This is a genomic window from Candidatus Limnocylindrales bacterium (assembly GCA_035559535.1).
GTDB lineage: Bacteria > Moduliflexota > Moduliflexia > Moduliflexales > JAUQPW01 > JAUQPW01.
In genome coordinates this window covers 38,894-57,675 of the sequence record DATMBG010000057.1, presented here as the reverse complement: position 1 = coordinate 57,675, position 18,782 = coordinate 38,894, and the positions used below count along the sequence as shown (strand labels likewise).

General features: G+C 45.2%; 16 protein-coding genes. 6 read left to right on the top strand and 10 right to left on the bottom strand.

Features of this window, described 5'->3' with window-relative positions; all coding sequences use genetic code 11:
* Positions 1-351: 351 nt before the first annotated feature.
* Positions 352-576: a hypothetical protein gene (locus VNM22_21685; protein ID HWP49783.1), complete on the bottom strand. Its 225-nt coding sequence runs from the start codon at positions 574-576 to the stop codon at positions 352-354.
* Between the two features lie 351 nt (positions 577-927).
* Between VNM22_21685 and VNM22_21680 the strand changes: the two genes are divergently transcribed.
* Entirely contained in the window at positions 928-1,266 is a 339-nt protein-coding gene (locus VNM22_21680; protein ID HWP49782.1) for a hypothetical protein, read from the top strand.
* Positions 1,267-2,169: 903 nt separating this feature from the next.
* Positions 2,170-2,586, top strand: a complete 417-nt coding sequence (locus tag VNM22_21675) for a hypothetical protein (protein HWP49781.1) — start codon at positions 2,170-2,172, stop codon at positions 2,584-2,586.
* Between the two features lie 326 nt (positions 2,587-2,912).
* Here VNM22_21675 and VNM22_21670 read toward each other — a convergent pair whose 3' ends face one another.
* The 7 genes from VNM22_21670 to VNM22_21640 all read right to left on the bottom strand — a co-directional run bounded on the left by VNM22_21670 (position 2,913) and on the right by VNM22_21640 (position 11,491).
* Positions 2,913-4,523, bottom strand: a complete 1,611-nt coding sequence (locus VNM22_21670) for a DHA2 family efflux MFS transporter permease subunit (protein ID HWP49780.1) — start codon at positions 4,521-4,523, stop codon at positions 2,913-2,915.
* Positions 4,520-5,998, bottom strand: coding sequence for an HlyD family secretion protein (locus VNM22_21665; protein ID HWP49779.1), 1,479 nt, complete (start codon positions 5,996-5,998; stop codon positions 4,520-4,522). Before VNM22_21665 ends, VNM22_21670 begins: the two co-directional genes overlap by 4 nt.
* Positions 5,999-6,175: 177 nt before the next feature.
* Entirely contained in the window at positions 6,176-6,760 is a 585-nt protein-coding gene (locus VNM22_21660) for a MarR family transcriptional regulator (protein ID HWP49778.1), read from the bottom strand.
* A gap of 317 nt (positions 6,761-7,077) precedes the next feature.
* The gene (locus VNM22_21655; protein ID HWP49777.1) at positions 7,078-7,647 is read right to left on the bottom strand and encodes a carbon monoxide dehydrogenase subunit G; all 570 of its coding nucleotides are present in this window, start codon (positions 7,645-7,647) and stop codon (positions 7,078-7,080) included.
* An 86-nt stretch (positions 7,648-7,733) separates the two neighbouring features.
* Positions 7,734-8,600 carry a xanthine dehydrogenase family protein subunit M gene (locus tag VNM22_21650; protein HWP49776.1) on the bottom strand — a complete coding sequence of 289 codons (867 nt, stop codon included), beginning with the start codon at positions 8,598-8,600 and terminating at the stop codon, positions 7,734-7,736.
* 70 nt (positions 8,601-8,670) lie between these two features.
* Complete coding sequence (gene cutA, locus VNM22_21645; GenBank protein HWP49775.1) at positions 8,671-11,004, bottom strand: glyceraldehyde dehydrogenase subunit alpha; 2,334 nt, start codon at positions 11,002-11,004, stop codon at positions 8,671-8,673.
* A gap of 16 nt (positions 11,005-11,020) precedes the next feature.
* Positions 11,021-11,491, bottom strand: a complete 471-nt coding sequence (locus VNM22_21640) for a (2Fe-2S)-binding protein (GenBank protein HWP49774.1) — start codon at positions 11,489-11,491, stop codon at positions 11,021-11,023.
* Positions 11,492-12,035: 544 nt separating this feature from the next.
* On the opposite strand from VNM22_21640, the gene gltX reads away from it, so the two are divergent.
* The gene (gene gltX, locus VNM22_21635) at positions 12,036-13,505 is read left to right on the top strand and encodes a glutamate--tRNA ligase (GenBank protein HWP49773.1); all 1,470 of its coding nucleotides are present in this window, start codon (positions 12,036-12,038) and stop codon (positions 13,503-13,505) included.
* 261 nt (positions 13,506-13,766) lie between these two features.
* Here gltX and VNM22_21630 read toward each other — a convergent pair whose 3' ends face one another.
* Together VNM22_21630 and cobD are read right to left on the bottom strand one after the other, a co-directional pair.
* Positions 13,767-14,111 (bottom strand): hypothetical protein, encoded by a 345-nt coding sequence (locus VNM22_21630; GenBank protein HWP49772.1) that lies wholly within the window; start codon positions 14,109-14,111, stop codon positions 13,767-13,769.
* A 188-nt stretch (positions 14,112-14,299) separates the two neighbouring features.
* Positions 14,300-15,394 carry a threonine-phosphate decarboxylase CobD gene (gene cobD, locus VNM22_21625; protein HWP49771.1) on the bottom strand — a complete coding sequence of 365 codons (1,095 nt, stop codon included), beginning with the start codon at positions 15,392-15,394 and terminating at the stop codon, positions 14,300-14,302.
* Between the two features lie 221 nt (positions 15,395-15,615).
* Here cobD and VNM22_21620 point away from each other — a divergent pair, with 221 nt between their 5' ends.
* From VNM22_21620 to VNM22_21610, 3 genes are read left to right on the top strand one after another with little or no spacing between them, the layout of a single operon-like run.
* Positions 15,616-15,981, top strand: a complete 366-nt coding sequence (locus VNM22_21620; protein HWP49770.1) for a response regulator — start codon at positions 15,616-15,618, stop codon at positions 15,979-15,981.
* 40 nt (positions 15,982-16,021) lie between these two features.
* Positions 16,022-17,947 (top strand): HEAT repeat domain-containing protein, encoded by a 1,926-nt coding sequence (locus tag VNM22_21615; GenBank protein HWP49769.1) that lies wholly within the window; start codon positions 16,022-16,024, stop codon positions 17,945-17,947.
* A complete protein-coding gene (locus VNM22_21610; protein HWP49768.1) occupies positions 17,944-18,774 on the top strand; it encodes a CheR family methyltransferase in 831 nt (276 codons plus the stop codon). Before VNM22_21615 ends, VNM22_21610 begins: the two co-directional genes overlap by 4 nt.
* The last annotated feature ends 8 nt before the right edge of the window (positions 18,775-18,782 follow it).

Genomic DNA, 18,782 nt, shown 5'->3' with positions numbered 1-18,782 from the left:
AGAAGGTAGCTTTTTACATGCGGAAGACGGGCCGGCAGGTGGACCGCAAGTTGATTATTGCGCCCCATGTGGAGGCTGGTACTCAAGAGTTGGCCCGAGAGTTAGGTGTGGAGATTTACACCGATATTAACGAGTTATCCTGATCGCGACCCAATCCCAACCCGATGTTTGGCAAAGTGTTCCATTGGTCCTCCGCATCGGGCAATTGAGTTGGTTGACGAACAGGACCAGATTCGTACGTGGCTCAATATGGAAACAAATGATGAAGAAGTTGCAAGATAACCTGGGAAATGGGAATAGCTTATTAAAGCTGCGAAATACTGTCGTACCGTAACAACGATTCTATACAAATTATTCCTTCTCCACAAACCAGGCTTTTATATCCTTCATTGCAAATTTTCTTTCTGCTTGTTTTTCAATATCAAAAGCATCCAAAAACCATTGTTCTTCGGGATGCCAGTGGGTTTTTCCGAACCAGATTTGATGGGGTATAATTTTTCTCACAGCCGTTTCACCCCGATAATTAGTGTAGAGGATGCTGACCCTCTGTTTTGCATTTTTATCTAAAGAATCCATATAAATTACTCCTTCATAGGTTTCATCATCGTATACCCTTTCCAGGTTGAGAAAGTCTAGTATCCGTATTAATATTAGTAGGTTAAACGTCTCGTTTGACTTTAGGTAGAAAAAGAAACACCCCCCTCTGGCCCCCCTCCAGGGGGGACTGACATAGGGTTGCTGCTGATGAAGTCCCCCCTGGAGGGGGGCCAGGGGATATTCAGACAGAAAAAGTGACACCTACTAAATTGTTACAGTTACAAAAGTCTAACTGACTCTTGACTTTTCTCTCACACTGGATAAAATAAAATAAGTAAGTAATTTTTAAAAGTAAATAAAGGCTCTTTTTGCCCAGAAGGGAGGACACGCATGACGGTTCAGGAATTAATTGCCAGATTTCCGGAAATTCCCCGTGATCTTCACAAGGAACCTGTGCTTGCCAAATTTGCAGCAACCTTTGGTAACCTGCTCAGCATTGCCCATAAACCCAGTGCCTGTTCCACCCAATATGATGCAGGTAATCATTATTATCTCAAGCTCATAGGCCCCATGGATATTTATCGATATGGACTCTCCACCCGGGAGAAGGTTCTTAAACAACTTCAAACCTTTATCGATGCGTATCAGGCAGACCCCCAAGGGTTCCTGGCAGGTCTTCTTCCTGCCGATACGGCGGCAAGGGAAGTTAAAGGTCCAGGTTGTTCGTAACTTGTAAAATCTATCCAGTTCATAAGTTTTGAAGGATATTTTTGCCTATCCTGTTATAAGAGTACAAGCTTTGTACCAGACCTGATGGAAAAATCTTCAAAATTAACTATTTAATTTTAATTCTTTTGTCATTGAACTATGACAACAGGACTTAAAAAATTACAGCTTCTATTTCCTTAGGTTCCAAGGGGAATCTTACTTAGATGCCAGGTGAATTGTCATGGAACTATGACAGCAAGACCTGAGAATATAGCCCCCATTTCCATACGTTCTTGATAATCCCTGCTCCAGGAGTTCTATGGTACCGCTCTTGCTTAATGGTGTAAGAGGGAAGGTCTTTCATACACCAGTTCAGTAAGAGGGGTGGACCAGGGATCCTTGCCTGCTTACCTTCCTCTGTGTTTATCCATCCCAGCTTGCCTTAGATAAGTTAATTTCCGTGGGTAATAAATAATACCCAACGTGCCTATGCCAAACACAGGAGAACAGCAGTGGCGATAGGTGCCGTTCAAAGAGCAGGATTCTGCACTAAACCCTAAGTATCAGGCATTATAGGTACTCCAGGAGAGAAGATTTTAAAAACAAAAAAGGAGTTACGTGGATAGCTTTCCCGTGAATACCCTTTTTCATTTAGAGAAAGATAAAGATGGGCGAAGATTCGTACCAAAATTTTCCTATATCCCTTCCTAAGGTGTTAACAATTACAAATCTTATCATTTTTTAGTTTAGCTTTGCCGTTGATCTTCTTTACTCTTTCTTTGGCATCAAGAGACGTAGATCTGGTCTGCTGACAAATGAGATATGAATGCTCAAAAAAACCTATAAAATAGGACGAATCAATCAGAAAGTAGACAACCTATTTCTTTATCTGTGTTGAGTCGAAACCTATGTAAAGAAAATATTATGATAAGAAAATCCTCCGTCAGGAATTTAACCGTTATTCTAACTTTTATCTTTATGGCAGTCAGTTGTTCGAACAATAGCCCAACCGCTCCCAGGAATCCAGAGAGCCTGCTTACTTCCCAGGGAGAGGATATCCCCATTGAAAGCTTTACAGAAAGTTTTAAATCCCAGTCTGTGAAAGGAGTTATTGACGCAGTCACACCCAACCCGGATGGTACACTGACCATCAGTGTGAGAGATAAAACTTCCGGTAATGATGTTTCTATCCTGGTTACCAATCAGACCCATATCTTTATAGGTAACAATAATCGGCCAGGAACCATTGCAGATATTAAAGTCGGAGAGCATGTGAATGTAAAGTACAAAGTAGTGAATGGTCAGAATGTTGCTACCACCGTGCATATTCATAACCATTAAATCTAAAGTGGTTATCGGCATTAAAAAATAAGAAGGGGGGGGGGAGAGTTGAATACATGGGATAATATCCGTATGATTCGGTAAGGGAGGTACTTCAGAACAGGCCTTTAGCAGGTACCTAAAAAAGCCAGGCTCTATCAATCCGGTTATGGGATTTGGCAAATTTAATACCAGATATATTTATTTTGGATAATAGAAACCGTTGGTTTGATTTAGCTTAAGGGGTTTACGCCTATCTGCCGGCAGGCAGGCGTGAGAGTTGTTCGCCAGGGAAGGGTATCTGATCCAGATTGAACCGGGGATTGTGAGGATCTAGTTGGAGAAGTCTAGTGTAGAGCTGCCGGGCCGCTTCTCCTACCGACCTTTTTAAGGAGCAAAACCAGGGGGATACAGAAAAGGCACAGTAAGCTCATCAGCCGGAAATTATCTACAAATGCCAGTAACGTAGCCTGCTTGATGAGAGTTCCATAGATCATGCCATAGGCCCCTTGAACTGCCGCAACCGGACCCACCTGGGAGGTAAGGGTTCCTTGAAGGACATGAAGCCGCTGCTGGAACTCCGGATCATAGGGCGTCAGATGAGAAACCAACATCGCCTGGTGAATTTGGGCGCTACGTGAAAGTAATGTGGTCACAGCCGAAATCCCAATACTGCCTCCAATATTACGCATCAAATTAAAAATGCCTGTTGCGTTGCCAATTTGCTCGTTGGGTAAAGTTCCCATGGCCATTGTGGATAGCGGAACAAAAATAAAGCCCATGGCTAAACCGTTTATGATATTCGGCCATACTACACTTGCCATTCCGATATCCAGGTTAATATGACCGAGCGAAAATACCGAAAAAGCAAGTATTGCGAAGCCCCCACCGATAAGGAATCGGTTGTCTACGAGACCTATGACGCGGCCTACAATGATCATAGATAACATGGCACCGAGTCCCCGTGGGCTTATAGCCATACCGCTTTGAAGGGCCGGGTAGCCCATCAAATTTTGTAAAAACAGAGGTAGCAATGCAAGTGTACTGTAAAGCACCATGCCTACAATCGTTATCAATAACGTACCAAAGGCAAAGTTACGATTGGTCAAGATACGCAGGTTAACGATGGGCTCTTTGGATCGAAGCTCCCAAAGGATAAAGGCAATCATTGAAATAACAGAGATGAAGGCAAACCAACGAATCCACGCGGCTGCGAACCAGTCTTCTTGCTGTCCCTTATCCAGTAGAATTTGAAGGGTCGCCAGCCAGATGGCCATGAGTCCGAAACCGACATAATCGATTCGGCCATGGACCGATTTCTTGATATAAGGAGGGTCCTCGACAAACGCCTGGGTCATCAGGATGGCCAGGACTCCAACCGGGAAATTGATATAAAAAACCCATCGCCACGAATAATTATCTGTAATCCATCCTCCCAGAGTCGGACCGATAATCGGTGCCACTACGACCCCCAAGCCGAATACCGCCATAGCTGCTCCACGCCTGGCCGGTGGAAAGCTTTCCAATAAAACAGCCTGGGCAATGGGCTGTAAAGCACCTCCCCCGGCCCCTTGAAGGATCCGTGCAAAGACCAGCATCCCCAAATTTATTGCAAAACCACAAGCTAAAGAGGAAAGCGTAAACAGAACTATACAGGCCATTAAGAACCGCTTGCGGCCGAAGAAATTACTTAACCAACCCGTTGCCGGCAAGATAATCGCATTGGAGACCAGGTAACTGGTTAAGACCCACATGGATTCATCGATGCTGGCTGAGAGATTGCCTGCAATATGGGGTAATGCCACATTGGCAATGGAGGTATCCAGAACCTCCATAAAGGTAGCCAACATAACAGACACCGCGATAAGCCAGGGATTGGCGCTGGGTTGCCAGCTTTGGGTAAAATTACCCATGTTGGCTCCTCGGACCGAACTCTTTTTTGCTGGATTGGCCGTCATTTTACTTTTACCTCCGGTACAACCGACATACCTGGACCTAAGGGATGGGTTGAATCTGGTTTCTCATCAAAAACAATTTTAACCGGAACCCGCTGCACTACTTTAACAAAGTTACCCGTTGCATTCTCAGGGGGTAGCAAACTGAAACGCGCTCCCGTACCTGCTTGAATACTATCTACATGACCCTTGAAAATCTTATCGGGGTAAGCATCCACTTTAATATGGACAGGTTGTCCTGGGCGTATGCTGGCAAGTTGAGTCTCTTTGAAGTTGGCTATAACCCAAAATTCATCGGGGACAATCGCCATCAAAGCCTGTCCAACCTGTACAAAGGCACCTTCTTCGATCATTTTGCGGGTTACACGTCCAGATTCCGGCGCATAGATTTTTGTGTAAGAGAGTTGCAATTGATCCTGCTTGACCATCGCCTGGGCCTGCTCGATTTCAGCTTGAATTGCTTCAGCCTGAGAGCTACTAATGGCTACCTGCTTGGGAGCTGTATTGGCCGAAGCTAGACGTGCTTGGGCTTCTCCAACCCGTGCCTGGGCTTCTGCTACCTGGGCCTCAGCCTGGTGAAGACCTTCAACGGCTACTTGCTCCGCAGCCCGGGCTTCAGCAACTCTGGCTTGGGCTGCTGCAGCCTGCTTACGAGCAGCTTCCAGTTGGGCGGTTGCTTTACGGGCAGCAGACAAAGCATAATCCAGTTGCTGACGCGATATAATTCCATCTTGCTCATAAAGATGTTGGTAACGTTGTGCGTCGGTGTTGGCCCGCGTCGCTTCAGCTTCAGCCTCTGCCACCTGTGCCTGGGCCTGTTCAGCATTGGCTATAGCCGTCTTAACCTGGGCTCGAGCCTGCTCGAGCCGATTGCGTGCCGCTATTAATTCTGCATTTGCCGTTTGTAAACCGGATTTAGCCAATTGTACCCCTGAATAGGCTTGTTGGACGTTGGCCTGAGAGGTAACATCCGTCAAATCCACATTCAATTGAGCCGCTTTCTGTTTTGAAATAGCCTGTTGTAGTAAAGCTTTTGAATTCTCGAGCCGTGCTTCAAAATCACGGGGATCCAGCTCAACCAGTAAATCACCTTCCTTGACTTGTTGGTTATCGATCACATATACCTTCGAGATGTGCCCAGATACTTTTGGACTGATCTGGATGATGCGCCCTTCAATAAACGCATCATCGGTCGATTCGTAGGATATGACATGGTTGTAATAAGGTAAACCCAGGAGAATTCCCCCTATGAATAGCCCTGCTATGGCTATCAGTATCCGAGGGCGCCGATAAAAAGGTCTCTTGATTTGGCCATCTTCCTCTGGGACGATCTTAGGCGCCGCTACCGCTGAAGAGGTCCCAGGTAAGTTCTTTTCCTCGTGCACCGTTTCCGGCAGATCTGTAATAGTTTGATCCACTTTACTCAGCCTGGAAGACTGGACCTGGGTGGATGAATTTAAAATTTCAACCTCGTCCATGATATTCTTTTCCCATATTGGAGTGGGCTTTACGTTTAACTTGTTTCCAATTCAGTAAAACAAGTTCGTCAGCTCACTCTCGATATGGTACTCACGACTTCCCCCATCCCCCTCATCAACCCTTCTCCTATACTGTGAAAGAGGGGAGAAAGGATGAAGACTATAGCATTATGAATTCTACCCTCCATTACCCATATTATCCATCATGAGGCCATCTTCTCGTTTCTTGGATTTTTTCTCAACTGTATGGAGAATGCTATCTTGCAATTTTAACAGAAGCCGGTTTAGCTGAGCCTTTTCCTCATCGCTCAACTCGTTTACCAATTCTCTGACTTCTCCATGATAACCGGGTAGTATGGATTCTAAGAGCCCCTCACCACTCTGGGTAATCCGTACAATCCGTACACGCCGATCCTCTGCATGGGCCACGCGTTCTACTAAACCTCTCCGCTCAAGACAATCCACCAATCCCGTTACATTTGCCCGACTCACTAACAACGCTTCCCCTATCTCGTGGAGAGGAAGTCCTTTACCTTCACTACGAGCCAGGATAATCAACAAATTAAAAGCTGAAAGGGAGAGATGATATCTGTTGAGAATTCGGGCAATATAAGTAGCAATAAGGTCGTAGGCATATACTAGATTCAAAAGTAACTCCGTGGTAGGCCAATGAAACGCCGGATACTTTTGGGCATGTCGAATGATTTGGTCTTGAGAATAATACTTACGTTTGTCCAACCGGACCTGGGATGTCTGGCTCATATAAAAATCAAGGCCGATGAAGAAGAAATTTATAACCCTTTTTACGGTTTAAAATAGTTAAGAACTTAATTATTAAGATACGAACCATATGAGACTAATATATGGTTAAGAAGTAAAATGTCAAGATCCTAACTAAATTTTAAAGAAAAGAAAGATAGAAAAGATCCTCTTTTACTTCCCTATGGGGATGTCCTGTTGGATGGATTCCTTGAGGTTACCTGATCCTTTAAGCCCCCTTTTCAGGAAGACAGGGAAGGAATCAAAGTCTGGCACCGTCTCTCCTTTCCTTTAAGGAGAGGGGAGACGGGGAATGGAAGTTAAATTTTAATTCCGAGGATTTTCTTTAGCTCATTCCAAAGGTATCGGAGGGTGACTTTAAAAAAAAAACTCGATGGAGGAGACGAACTTCCTGAAGGGGCTCCTCCTGAGGAGGTCTCAGAGGAGGGAGGTTGTTGTTCCTGGAGCATATCCAGGGCAGTAAAGAACTGGCCGATGATCATTTTAGCCGAAGCCTGGATCATGCGTTGTCCTACACTGGCAATGGTGCCGCCCACCTGAGCATCTCCCTGATAGGTAATCAGGGTGTGACCGTTTTGCTCTTGTAGATTCAAGACCCCTTCTCCTTTAACAAAGCCGGGTCCTCCTTTTCCTTCAACAATCATTTTAAAGCTGGAATAAGGTTGCTTATCCACCAGCTTGACCTGTCCGGTATAGGTACCTTTTATAGATCCAATTCCCATATTAAGGGTTGCTTTATAGGTATCCTCGTCGGTCTTCTCTAATTTCTCGCAACCCGGGATACATTTAGCAAGAATCTCCGGATCGGTCAAGGTGTTCCAGACTTTTTCTGGTTTTCCTTTTAAGGTATGATTTCCCTCTATTCTCATAAAAATGCTACTACTCCATGAGTATAAAGGATAAGGGCGGGGTCAAACCCGCCCTTATATCCCTCATGATTTGGTTGTAGGATCCTTTAGATTCGACTTACAGCTCGTTGTAAAGCTCTCTTTGTATGAACCCGCGCCAGATGCGAACGATACTCTGCTGAGGCATGGATATCCGAGAGTGGATCTACGCCATCGGCAGCTTTCTCGGCTGCCTGGGCGAGGAGTTGATCATTAATAACCTTACCTTTCAGCATATTTTCAACTCCTGTAGCCCGAAAAGGCTTTGGTGCAAGCCCGGTAATACCCACTTGAACCTGCTGACAGGTCCGGTTGGTATCAAGGGTAATCTGGACGGCCACCCCCACCAAAGCAAAACCGGAAGCCGGTTGTTTAACCTTTTCATAGGCACTTCCGGTACGCTGGGGAGGTATAGGAATCCGAATTTCGGTTAAGATTTCGTTGGGTTGAAGCGCCGTGGTCATCATATCCACAAAGAAATCTTCAGCCTTAAGGGTCCGCTCTCCTCGGGAATTTCTCACCTTAATTTCGGCTCCAACAGCCAGTATAGCCGCAGGCCAGTCGGCCGCCGGATCTGCGTGGGCCAGGCTTCCACCCAGGGTTCCCCGGTTACGAACCTGAACATCTCCAATGTAGGGAGCCGTTTCAGTCAGCAAAGGGCATTTTTCCTTAAGAAGCGTTGAGCTTTCGATCTGATAGTGGGTGGTACCAGCACCGATCAAAATTTGACCTCCGGACTCCCGGATATAGTTCAGATCTGAAATTCGGCTGATGTCAATGAGATATTTGGGAGAGGCCAGCCTTAATTTCATGGCGGGAATCAAGCTATGCCCACCGGCCAGTATCTTAGCATCGGTATAGGTCGAGAGCGCAGATAAAGCTTCATCTAGGGTCGTGGGGGCTAAATATTCAAACGCAACTGGAATCATTTTCATTTAGTCCTGGGTCTCTCAGTCTGGTATCCGGGGTTTTCTTTAGATACCGGACTTCGAGTTCAAGACAAAGTTATTTCTTTGCATGATCTCGGATAGCCTTCCAAATTTTTTCCGGCTTTAAGGGCATATCGATATTTCGTACCCCAAGATGGGCCAGGGCATCTACAACCGCATTGACAATAGCAGGCGTAGAGCCAATCGTTCCTGCTTCTCCGACTCCTTTAGCTCCCAACGGGTTTACATCGGTGGGAGTGACCGTGTAATCCAGTTCGAATTTTGGAAGATGATGGGCCTTGGGGATGCAGTAGTCCATAAAGGAACCGGTCAAGAGCTGTCCGTTTTCATCGTAGACGATCTCTTCATACAATGCCTGGCCTAACCCCTGGGCGATTCCGCCGTGCACCTGACCATGGACTGTCAACATATTGATAATATTACCGCAATCGTCTACGGCTACATAACGACGGAATTTAATCTGGCCGGTCTCCGGATCTATATCTACGACTGCGATATGGGTTCCAAAAGGATAAGTAAAGTTCTTGGGTTCGTAAAAAGCTGTAGCTACCAGTCCGGGTTCTGTGTCCGGGGGAAGATCCTTAGCCAGATAAGCCGCCAATCCGACCTCGGTTAAGGTGACCGATTTCTCCGGATTATTTTCCGGGAAGATCTTTCCGTCTTTAAAAACCAGGCCTTTCGGATCTACCTTCAACATATGAGCCGCAAACTTACTTGCCTTTTCCTTAACTTTCTGGAGGGCCAGATAAACCGCCGTTCCTCCCACCGCGGTGGCCCGACTTCCAAAGGTTCCGATTCCGTACTGAACCACAGCAGTATCCCCGTGCTGAACGGTTACATCCTCCATGGTTAATCCTAACCCATCCGCAACGATTTGTGCGAAGGTGGTCTCTTGTCCTTGACCATGGGGAGAAGATCCTGTCAACACCGTAACCTTACCGGTAGGTTCGATACGGACGGTAGCACTTTCCCAGCCACCGGTTGCCGTGGCTGCAGAAGGACCAAAAGCACAAATCTCGACATAGCTGGAAATCCCGATTCCCATGTATTGGCCCTGCTCTCGGAGTTTTTTCTGTTCTTCCCGTAACTTCTTGTATCCAACATGATCTAATGCTTTCTGCAAAGCGGCCTGATAATTACCACTATCGTAAACAAGGCCTGTAGCCGTTTTGTAAGGAAATTCTTGGGGCTGGATAAAGTTCTTCATCCTTACCTCTACAGGGTCCAGATTCAGCTCAGCCGCAATGGCATCCATGGTACGCTCCAGGAGGTAGGTGGCTTCCGGTCGTCCGGCTCCCCGGTAAGCATCGGTGGTCATTTTATTTGTGAAAACCCCCAGAACCTCCATAGATACGTTGGGAATTTTGTAAGGACCGCACATCATGAGGCCTGTGAGGGTAGGAATAGCCGGGGATAAAAGTTGGTAATAAGCCCCCATATCTGCCAGCACTTTGACCCTTAATCCTACCACGGTTCCATCATTTTTAACTGCGGCTTCGATATAATTAATTTGATCCCGTCCATGGTCTGTGGCCTGGATATTCTCCCGTCGTCCTTCCACCCATTTGACCGGAACTTTGAGCTTCATGGCCAGATAAGGAATCAAAACTTCTTCTCCGTAGAAATCAACCTTGCAACCAAATCCACCACCCACCTCGGGTGCAATAACCCGAACTCGATGTTCGGGGAGATTGAGCATGCTGGCAATTGAAGTGCGGATTCCATGAGGAATTTGTGTAGAAGTCCATACCGTTAACTCCCCTTCGACTCCACGATCCTGGTATTGGGCTAACACGGCCCGGGTCTCCAAAGGGATGGGAGCAACCCGTTGATTAACCAATCGAAGCTTAACAATACGATCGGCCTCCTGAAAAGCTTTATCTATATCCCCTCCACTAATTTTCCAGGTAAAACCCCGATTCTCACCGTACTCCTCGTAGAGAAGAGGAGCTCCTTTTTCCAGGGCCTTTTCCATATCCACCACCACGGGTAAGGGTTCATAATCTACATTGATCAAATCCAGGGCATCCCGGGCCACATAACGGTCGTTGGCTACCACGGCGGCAATAGCCTCTCCGACAAATCGGACCTTTCCCCCGCTCAGGGGATAATGCTCCGGTAGATGCATGTCCGGAACCCCCCCTACACAGGGCATGGGTTTCAAAACCCCTTTAATGTCATCATGGGTCAGGACTGCCACAACCCCGGGAAGCTTACGGGCCTCTGATACATCAATCTTGTTAATTTTTGCATGACCATAGATGCTTCGGAGGAAGGCCACATGATGGATATTTGGCAACTTGATATCATCTACATAACTTGCAGTTCCTGTAATAAGTCGGGGATCTTCTTTTCGTTTAATTCTTTCCCCAATAAGTTTCGTAGCCATATTTTATCCCTCCTTTTTAGGTTCTCATCTTTTGTGCAGCATACTGGATAGCCTCGACAATATGCTGATATCCGGTACATCTGCAGAGATTACCCTCTAAACCTTCTCGGATCTGCTCCTCGGTCGGATTTGGATTTCTTTGAAGAATTTGGACACCGGCCATGATCATCCCAGGTGTGCAGAAACCACACTGTAACCCATGGCGTTCCCAGAATCCTTCCTGAACCGGATGTAACTTACCATCGGTAGCCAATCCTTCGATGGTCACGACCTCTCCATTGTTTGCCTGTACCGTCAATATCGTACAGGACTTAACCGCAACTCCATTTAATAAGACCGTACAAGCTCCACAGATACTCGTTTCACAACCAATATGGGTTCCCGTTAATCCTACAACGTCCCGAAGGTAATGAACCAACAGGAGTCTGGGTTCCACCTCATCCTGACGAGGCTTGCCGTTTATCGTAACCTGGATAACTTGTTTCATTCTCTTCACCTCCTCGGGTTTAAAAAAGGTTTTGATCCTGGGAGATTTAAAAGGAAAATCAGGGTTTTTCTATTAAAGCTATTCAAAATGAACCTGCTTATTCGCAAAAATTAGGAAATACACAGACAGCTCTTATGTTAGATCATAAAATCATAACCTGCGGATGGTGTCAATTATTATTTTCCAGATAAGCGGTTTAAAATAATTTTATTTTGGCCTGCCTGGGAATCCTCAGCCCGAAGTCTAAAGTTTCCCCACCACCGGGCCATAAAGCAACCAAAGGATTAGGAAGGTTTAAAATTTTTGCAAAAGAAGGGTCTTTCAAGTAATTTGTTATCAGAAATAAAAAAATTCTTAACTCTTCAATTGGAGAAGGAAAACAGACCCAGAGATAACCCATGATTCACCGAATACAAGATAGGAAGGAACTTGTCTTGAGGAATCCCAGAAGACAGATGAAACTTAATAGAGGGGGAAAATATGGGGTTAACTTTTGGGTTCTGGACTTCCTGGTGATTTTAACCCAGATAAAGAGTCCTGTCTTATGTCTGTAATCAATCCGGTTCGAGTCCGTTTCGCTCCCAGCCCTACCGGCTATTTACATATTGGAAATGCCAGGACGGCGCTTTTCAACTGGTTATTTGCCCGGCATCATCACGGAACTTTTATTCTCCGTATTGAGGATACCGATATCGAACGCTCAACTCAGGAGTCAGATCGGTTGATTTTAGAAGACATGAAGTGGTTGGGCTTGGATTATGATGAAGGGCCAGATAAAGGGGGCGCCTTCGGTCCCTACCGGCAGTCTATGCGGCTTCACCTGTATCGGGAGTATGCCCAAAAACTCGTAGATGCCGGGAAAGCCTATCCTTGTTTTTGTACAGAGGAAGAGCTGGAAGCCGAAAAACAAAAGTTGCTGGCAGCCGGCCGGATGCCGGTATATGGTGGAAAATGCCGAAATTTAAGCCCAAAAGAGGTTGAAGAAAGAAAAGCCGCAGGGATCCCTTTTGCCCTGCGTTTTAAAGTCGACCCTTGGGGAAGTGTAGGATTTCAGGATTGGGTTCGGGGTGAAGTCGTTTTTGAAAAGCAATATATTGGAGACTTTGTCATTCTTCGCTCCGATGGTATAGCTCCCTATAACTTTGCAGTGGTTATCGACGATGCCTTGATGCAGATTACCCATGTTATTCGGGGAGAGGATCATATCTCCAACACACCCCGACAACTCCTCCTGTATGAAGCCCTGGGATTTCAACCCCCTCAATTTGCCCATCTTTCCATGATCCTGGGTCCTGATCATACCCGGCTGAGTAAACGGCATGGAGCTACCTCTGTGGCTCAATATCGAGAAGCAGGCTATCTACCGGAGGCCTTAATCAATTACCTGGCCTTACTGGGATGGACTCCGGAATCCGGACAAGAGATTATCTCCCGGGAGGAGATGATCCGTCAATTCTCCCTTAAACGGGTATCGAAAAGTGCGGCCATTTTTGATATAAAAAAGCTAAACTGGATGAGTGGGAATTATATTCGAAACGAAGATATTAAAAAGCTGAGTTCTCTGGCTCTTCCTTATTATCAAAGGGCAGGGATGGTATCTAACCAGCCTACTTCAGAAGAGCTCTCTAAACTGGAAAGGGTCATCCAAGTCACCCGGGGGTATGTGGAAACCCTCGCTCAACTTCCGGAACATGCCAGGATTTTTTACACTTCCTGGCTAGAATGGAGTGAGGAGGCTAAAGAAATTTTGAAAACCGATTCTGCCCAAAGGGTTATCGAAGTCCTGCGGGAGGAACTTCAAGGAATGAAGGAAATAACTCCGGATACGTTTAAGAATCTCCTGGCTTACCTAAAAGCAAAAACAGGAAGCGGGGGTAAAAATCTCTACCTGCCTGTTCGGGCCGCTTTAACCGGACAAACCCACGGTCCTGAATTATATCAACTCATGGATATTCTCGGTAAAGAGGAATGTTTAAAACGGCTGGACCTTGCACTACAGCTTGCAAAGGCATAGACCGGGAAGTCTTCGTTAAAAAGTTCCTTGCCTCTCCCCTCATGCCTTTGCAAGAGGCCCGGGGATTAAACCCCTTCAGGGGGTAGTTTTCTTAGAAGGTGGTGAGATATAAACCTCCTCCTCTCGGATCCTTCTCCTACTTCGGTAAGGGACAGTCATCGTTGAGGTGAAATTCGTTTTGGATTCGTTTAAAACCAAGCGTCCTCACCGGGAACTTCAGCGGCTCTTCAAATCTAAGGTCCGCTCACAGCCTCTTTCAGTTTAAACGAGCTCCTGGTTTTCTTCCTCGGCTTTTTGTCTACAATAGAGTTCAACTCCGATACAGCGGTTTTTGTTGCAGGTGTAGGGTAAATAGCCATTATCATGAAAGCATACAAAGGCCGCACAAGTCGTTTCAATAATAGCCCGGTTCATGACAAAATCGAACATACTATTACATTGAGATACTTGATAAAGGTACCATTTTTTTTCATATAATCTTTCACTTGTGCGGAGTTGTTCTTGTCGCGGCTCCTCCGGCTCCATATTAACAACCTCCTTTTGGTCATCACACGCTTCTTCCATCGGCTCTTTAAGCTCAACGTGATGACTGAATTGAGACTTCAAGATCTAAATCCGGTCTCTGACCACAAAATCTCTTTATTTGTTTAATTAATACCTTTTCTAAACAAAAGGTCAAGAAATTTATTAAGGAGAAATTCTCTTACCTTTCAGGAAGCTTGCGTTAAAATAATTTTCTTAATACGATAAAATGACTTTATTAAAGATAGCTATTCAAAGATTATACTACCCTTTTATTCGGATAAGACTTCTTGAAGCGTGGAGAGGAGCTTCCTGTTTTCTTCTCGGGTTCTCACGGCAATCCGGAAATACCGCTCATTAAGCCCTCGCAAGGTACTGCAATCTCGAATGAGAATACCGAATTGGACTAATTTCGTGGTGAGTTGAGGGGAAGTCCATCCCGGACGGGTCAGTCGACACAGCAAAAAATTAACTGATCCGGATACAGGCTGAATTCCTTCCATTTCAGATAAAGCGTTAAGCAAAAAAACCCTTTCCGATTGGATGAATTTTCTCGAATTTCTGGCATAGGCTTCATCTTTCAGAATTTCGTTAACGATCTGTTGGGCTAGAACATTAACACTCCAGGGGGTTTGCACCTGCTTGAGTCTTTGAATGATAGCTTGAGGGCCCACCCCATAACCTAATCGAAGACCCGGTAAAGCAAAGAACTTAGTTAAAGAACGGATAACCACCAATCGGGTTGAAGAGACTGCTTCCTGAATCAGGGAATAGGCATCGGGTTGATCCAGAAAATCTATGAAAGCCTCATCCAGAATCAACCAGATCTTTTGTTCTTCACAAAAATCCAGGAGGTTCAAAAGAAACCCTTTTTCCAGCACTTCTCCCGTTGGATTATTGGGATGGCAGATAAAAACTCCCTGAACCTCCTTTGCTGCTGAAGACAGGAGAGCTAAAGGGGAAGGAGATGGGAGGTGGTCCTTTTTCCCTTCTTCCCGGACCCACCAGCTTACAAACTTAGCCTGCACAGCATGGTAAAATAGAACCTTTTCATAGCCACTGAAAGTAGGAATGGGGATTAAAGCACTTTGGAGAAGAAGGGCACGGGGGAGAAGGTATAAGAGTTCCATGGCTCCATTTCCAAAAATGATATGGGAGGAATCGATGCCGTGATACTCTGAAAGGGCCTGACAGGCTTTTTGATTCTCAGGATCTGGATAATGAACCAGGTTTGATAGATTCTCGGTAATAACCCGGAAAACCCCTTGAGGAGGACCCAGGGGATTGATACTGGCACTAAAGTCCAGAAGGTGAATGTTGAGAGCTTCCCGCCATTTCCAAATATTACCGCCATGAATATCTTGCATCCCAGGGTAAATGTAAAAAATATAAAACGTAAACTGTTCGGACGGTCCGAAATAAGAAATTTACGTTCTATATTTCTTTCTCCTAATCCAGAATAAATGAATAGTCTTATAGAAATTCGTTGCGATAAATTTTCTCTATACTTTTTTCTTGCTTAATAATTAACTTATGATAGAATAAAATTATTTATTCTCCCAGAGAGATAATTTCTACTCCTGACTTTATGAAAAAATCTATCTTGGTCATAGAATCCTCTTCCGTCGTAAGGACAATTCTGGAATTCTTCCTGGAATCAGAGGGTTTTAAAGTCCATACGACGGCCCAGGGAACCGAAGGATTAGAAAAAATTCATTCAAGTCCTTATCATCTTGCCATTATCGGTGGGGATTTACCCGGGCTTTCCGGCTACGAAATAATCCAAGAGATACGCAAGGTTGAGCACTATAAGAACTTACCCATTTTGTTAATGACCAAGGGGGAGCCCGTAGATCCAGAAGAATTCCCGGATAGTGGTCCGCTATATTTATCTGAATTGATAGAACCCGAACATCTAATTCGTCAGGTGAGCCAGATACTGGATCAAAGTTGATAACCAAAAACGGATTTACCTGCTTCAAGGAATAACAGTTATGTACTTAAACGATGTTTCGGATATCCAAAGGGTTTTAAAGAATCTTTCCCATGAAGATCCAGATGAAAGAAGACGGGCTATTCTCAAGTTAGGAGAACTCAAGGATAAGCGCTCTATTCCCCGGTTGATAAACTTGTTCCAGGACCCTGTCCGGGCTGTACAAGAAGCTGTGGTAGATGCCTTGATCCAGATCCGGGGACGGGAGGTTGTTACGGCCCTGGTTCCTGTTCTTGCGGAAACCAATCTTACGGCCCGTAATTTGGCCCTGGAAGTCCTCAAGCATATCGGTGGAGATGCTCCCGATGTCCTCTTCACAGGCCTTCACGAAGCTCAGGATCCTTTCATTAAAAAAACTTATTGTGAAATTCTAGGAGCCCTGGGGGATCCGGAAAGTATTCCCCATTTAATCCTCTGTTTGCAGAGCCCCCATGTCCTGGTTGCTATGGGAGCTGCGGAAGCTTTAGGGCAAATCGGAGACCCTCAGGCAGTGCCTTATCTTCTCCAGAGTTTGAAAGGACCTACCTGGGTTCGGTGTGCCGGGATAGAGGCTTTAGGGAAAATAGGAGATCTTCGGGTTCTGGAACCCTTAATGCAAATTCCCTTTGAAGAAAACTTGATGGTAACCTTCATGGTTATCCGGACCTTAGGAAACCTGCAGGATGAGCGTTGTTTACCTTACCTTCTTTCCGCTTTGAAATACCATCCCAGATTCGTGGTTCCGGTGATTCAGGCCTTGGAGAAGTTAAGCGAGAAACTGGGGGATGAGATTTACGAAAAAGTCAGGGAAGCTAAGGCCAACTGGACAGATGTAATTCCCCTGTTGAGGAGTCATAAGGTAGCCATCCGACGGAGTGCCCTTCGTTTTTTGGAAAAACTTCGTCTTAAAGAGGCTATCGTGCCGTTAATTGGTTTGATTGAATTTGAAGAGGACGAAGAGCTTCTGGAGCGGTCGGTGGATGCTTTAGTGGCCATTGGAGATCAGGAATTGGAGGCTATCCATCGGGCTTTATCTATGGAGTCCCTTCGAATCAAGACGATTGTCCTGGAAGTTTTAGGAAGAATCGGAAAGGAAGCTTCGGTTCCTATTCTTCTTCAAGCCCTGGAGAATTCCCATGAAGAAGTTAGAGTAGCTGCAGCCAAGGCTCTAGGACAGATTCGATCTTCTATGGCGGTGGACCCTCTAATCAGACGGCTTCAAGATAGTTTTGGGCATGTCCGGCGTGCTGCGGCCTCCTCACTTGGCGCCATGGGAGATCCAAGGGCCTTAATCCCTTTAGTTGAAATCCTCAAGGATCCCTATCCAGATGTCCGAATGGCGGCTTCTGAGGCCATAGTGAAAATTCAAGGCCTGCCTTCTGAAGAAAAGATCCGATGGATTCAACCCTTGCTAAATGAGGATAGAGACGAGGTCAGAGTACTGGCCCTTCAGACTTTATTTCATATAGCCGGAGAAAAGTTATTCCCCCTTTACTTCCAATGTTTAAGAGACTCCAGTTGGAAAGTTCGAGAAGGAGCCGTACGGGCTTTAGGTTCTCTTACAAATCCGGAAGTTAATAAGTTTTTACTTCCCCTATTAGAAGACGAAAATTCTCAGGTTCGTGTCATGGTGGTTAAAGCTATAGCCCGTTTTCCGGGAAATCAGACCGTTGAAGTGCTCCTATCTCAACTGAAAGATCCGGATCCACGGGTTCGTTACGAAATATGTAAACAGTTAAAAAATTTTAATCATCCTTGTATTATTCCCAAGCTTATAGAATGCTTGCAGGATCGTAGCGGCATGGTTCAATTAGCAGCTATTGAAACTCTCTGTCATTTTAAAGCCGTTGAAGCCCTTGAACCGCTTCGTCAGTTAGTAAGGATGCAGGACCCGGATCTGGTTAAGGAAGCAACCCAGGCCATTAAAATTCTGACATCAAGGGTATGAAGGATCTGGCAACTCAGGAGTTCAAATACCTGCGGGATCTGATTTGTGAGAAAACCGGGATCTTTTTTGATGATGAGAAAAAGCATTATCTGATCAGGCGCCTGGAAAATCGCATGAGGACTTTGGGTTGTGAAACGCTTTTAGATTATTACCGGTTCTTAAAATACGATACGTCGGGCAAAGAACTCATTAACCTCTTTAATGTCGTAACAACGAATGAGACCTATTTTTTTAGAAATATCCCTCAACTTATGGCTTTTAAAGAGGAAGTCCTTCCTCTGATAATATCCCGAAAGCGGAAGATTCGGGATTATGAGTTAAGAATCTGGAGTGCCGGCTGTTCGACCGGGGAGGAACCTTATACCCTCGCTATGCTCCTTTTAGAGGTCATTCCCGATATTTATCAATGGAAAATCCAAATTCTGGGAACCGATATTAATACCCAGGTCCTGGAACGGGCTAAAGAAGGAGTCTACGATTATCGATCTATCCGAGAAATGCCTTCTCAATATACCTTACAATATTTTCATTTCAAGGATAAAAAATATTTCATTAAAGAGAAAATTAAAGATATGGTCAGCTTTGCGACCTTAAATTTAGTCGACACCGAACAGATGAAGTCCTTGCGTAATATAGATGTTATTTTTTGCCGAAATGTGCTGATATATTTTAACCCGGAAAGTTGTAAAAAAGTAGTGAATGCTTTTTATGACAGTCTTAATAAAGGGGGGTATCTATTTCTGGGGCATTCAGAGTCTCTTTATCGAATTACGGCAATTTTTAAACTGGTTAAATTTAAGAATTCTTTGGTATATATGAAAGAGTAAGCAATCGG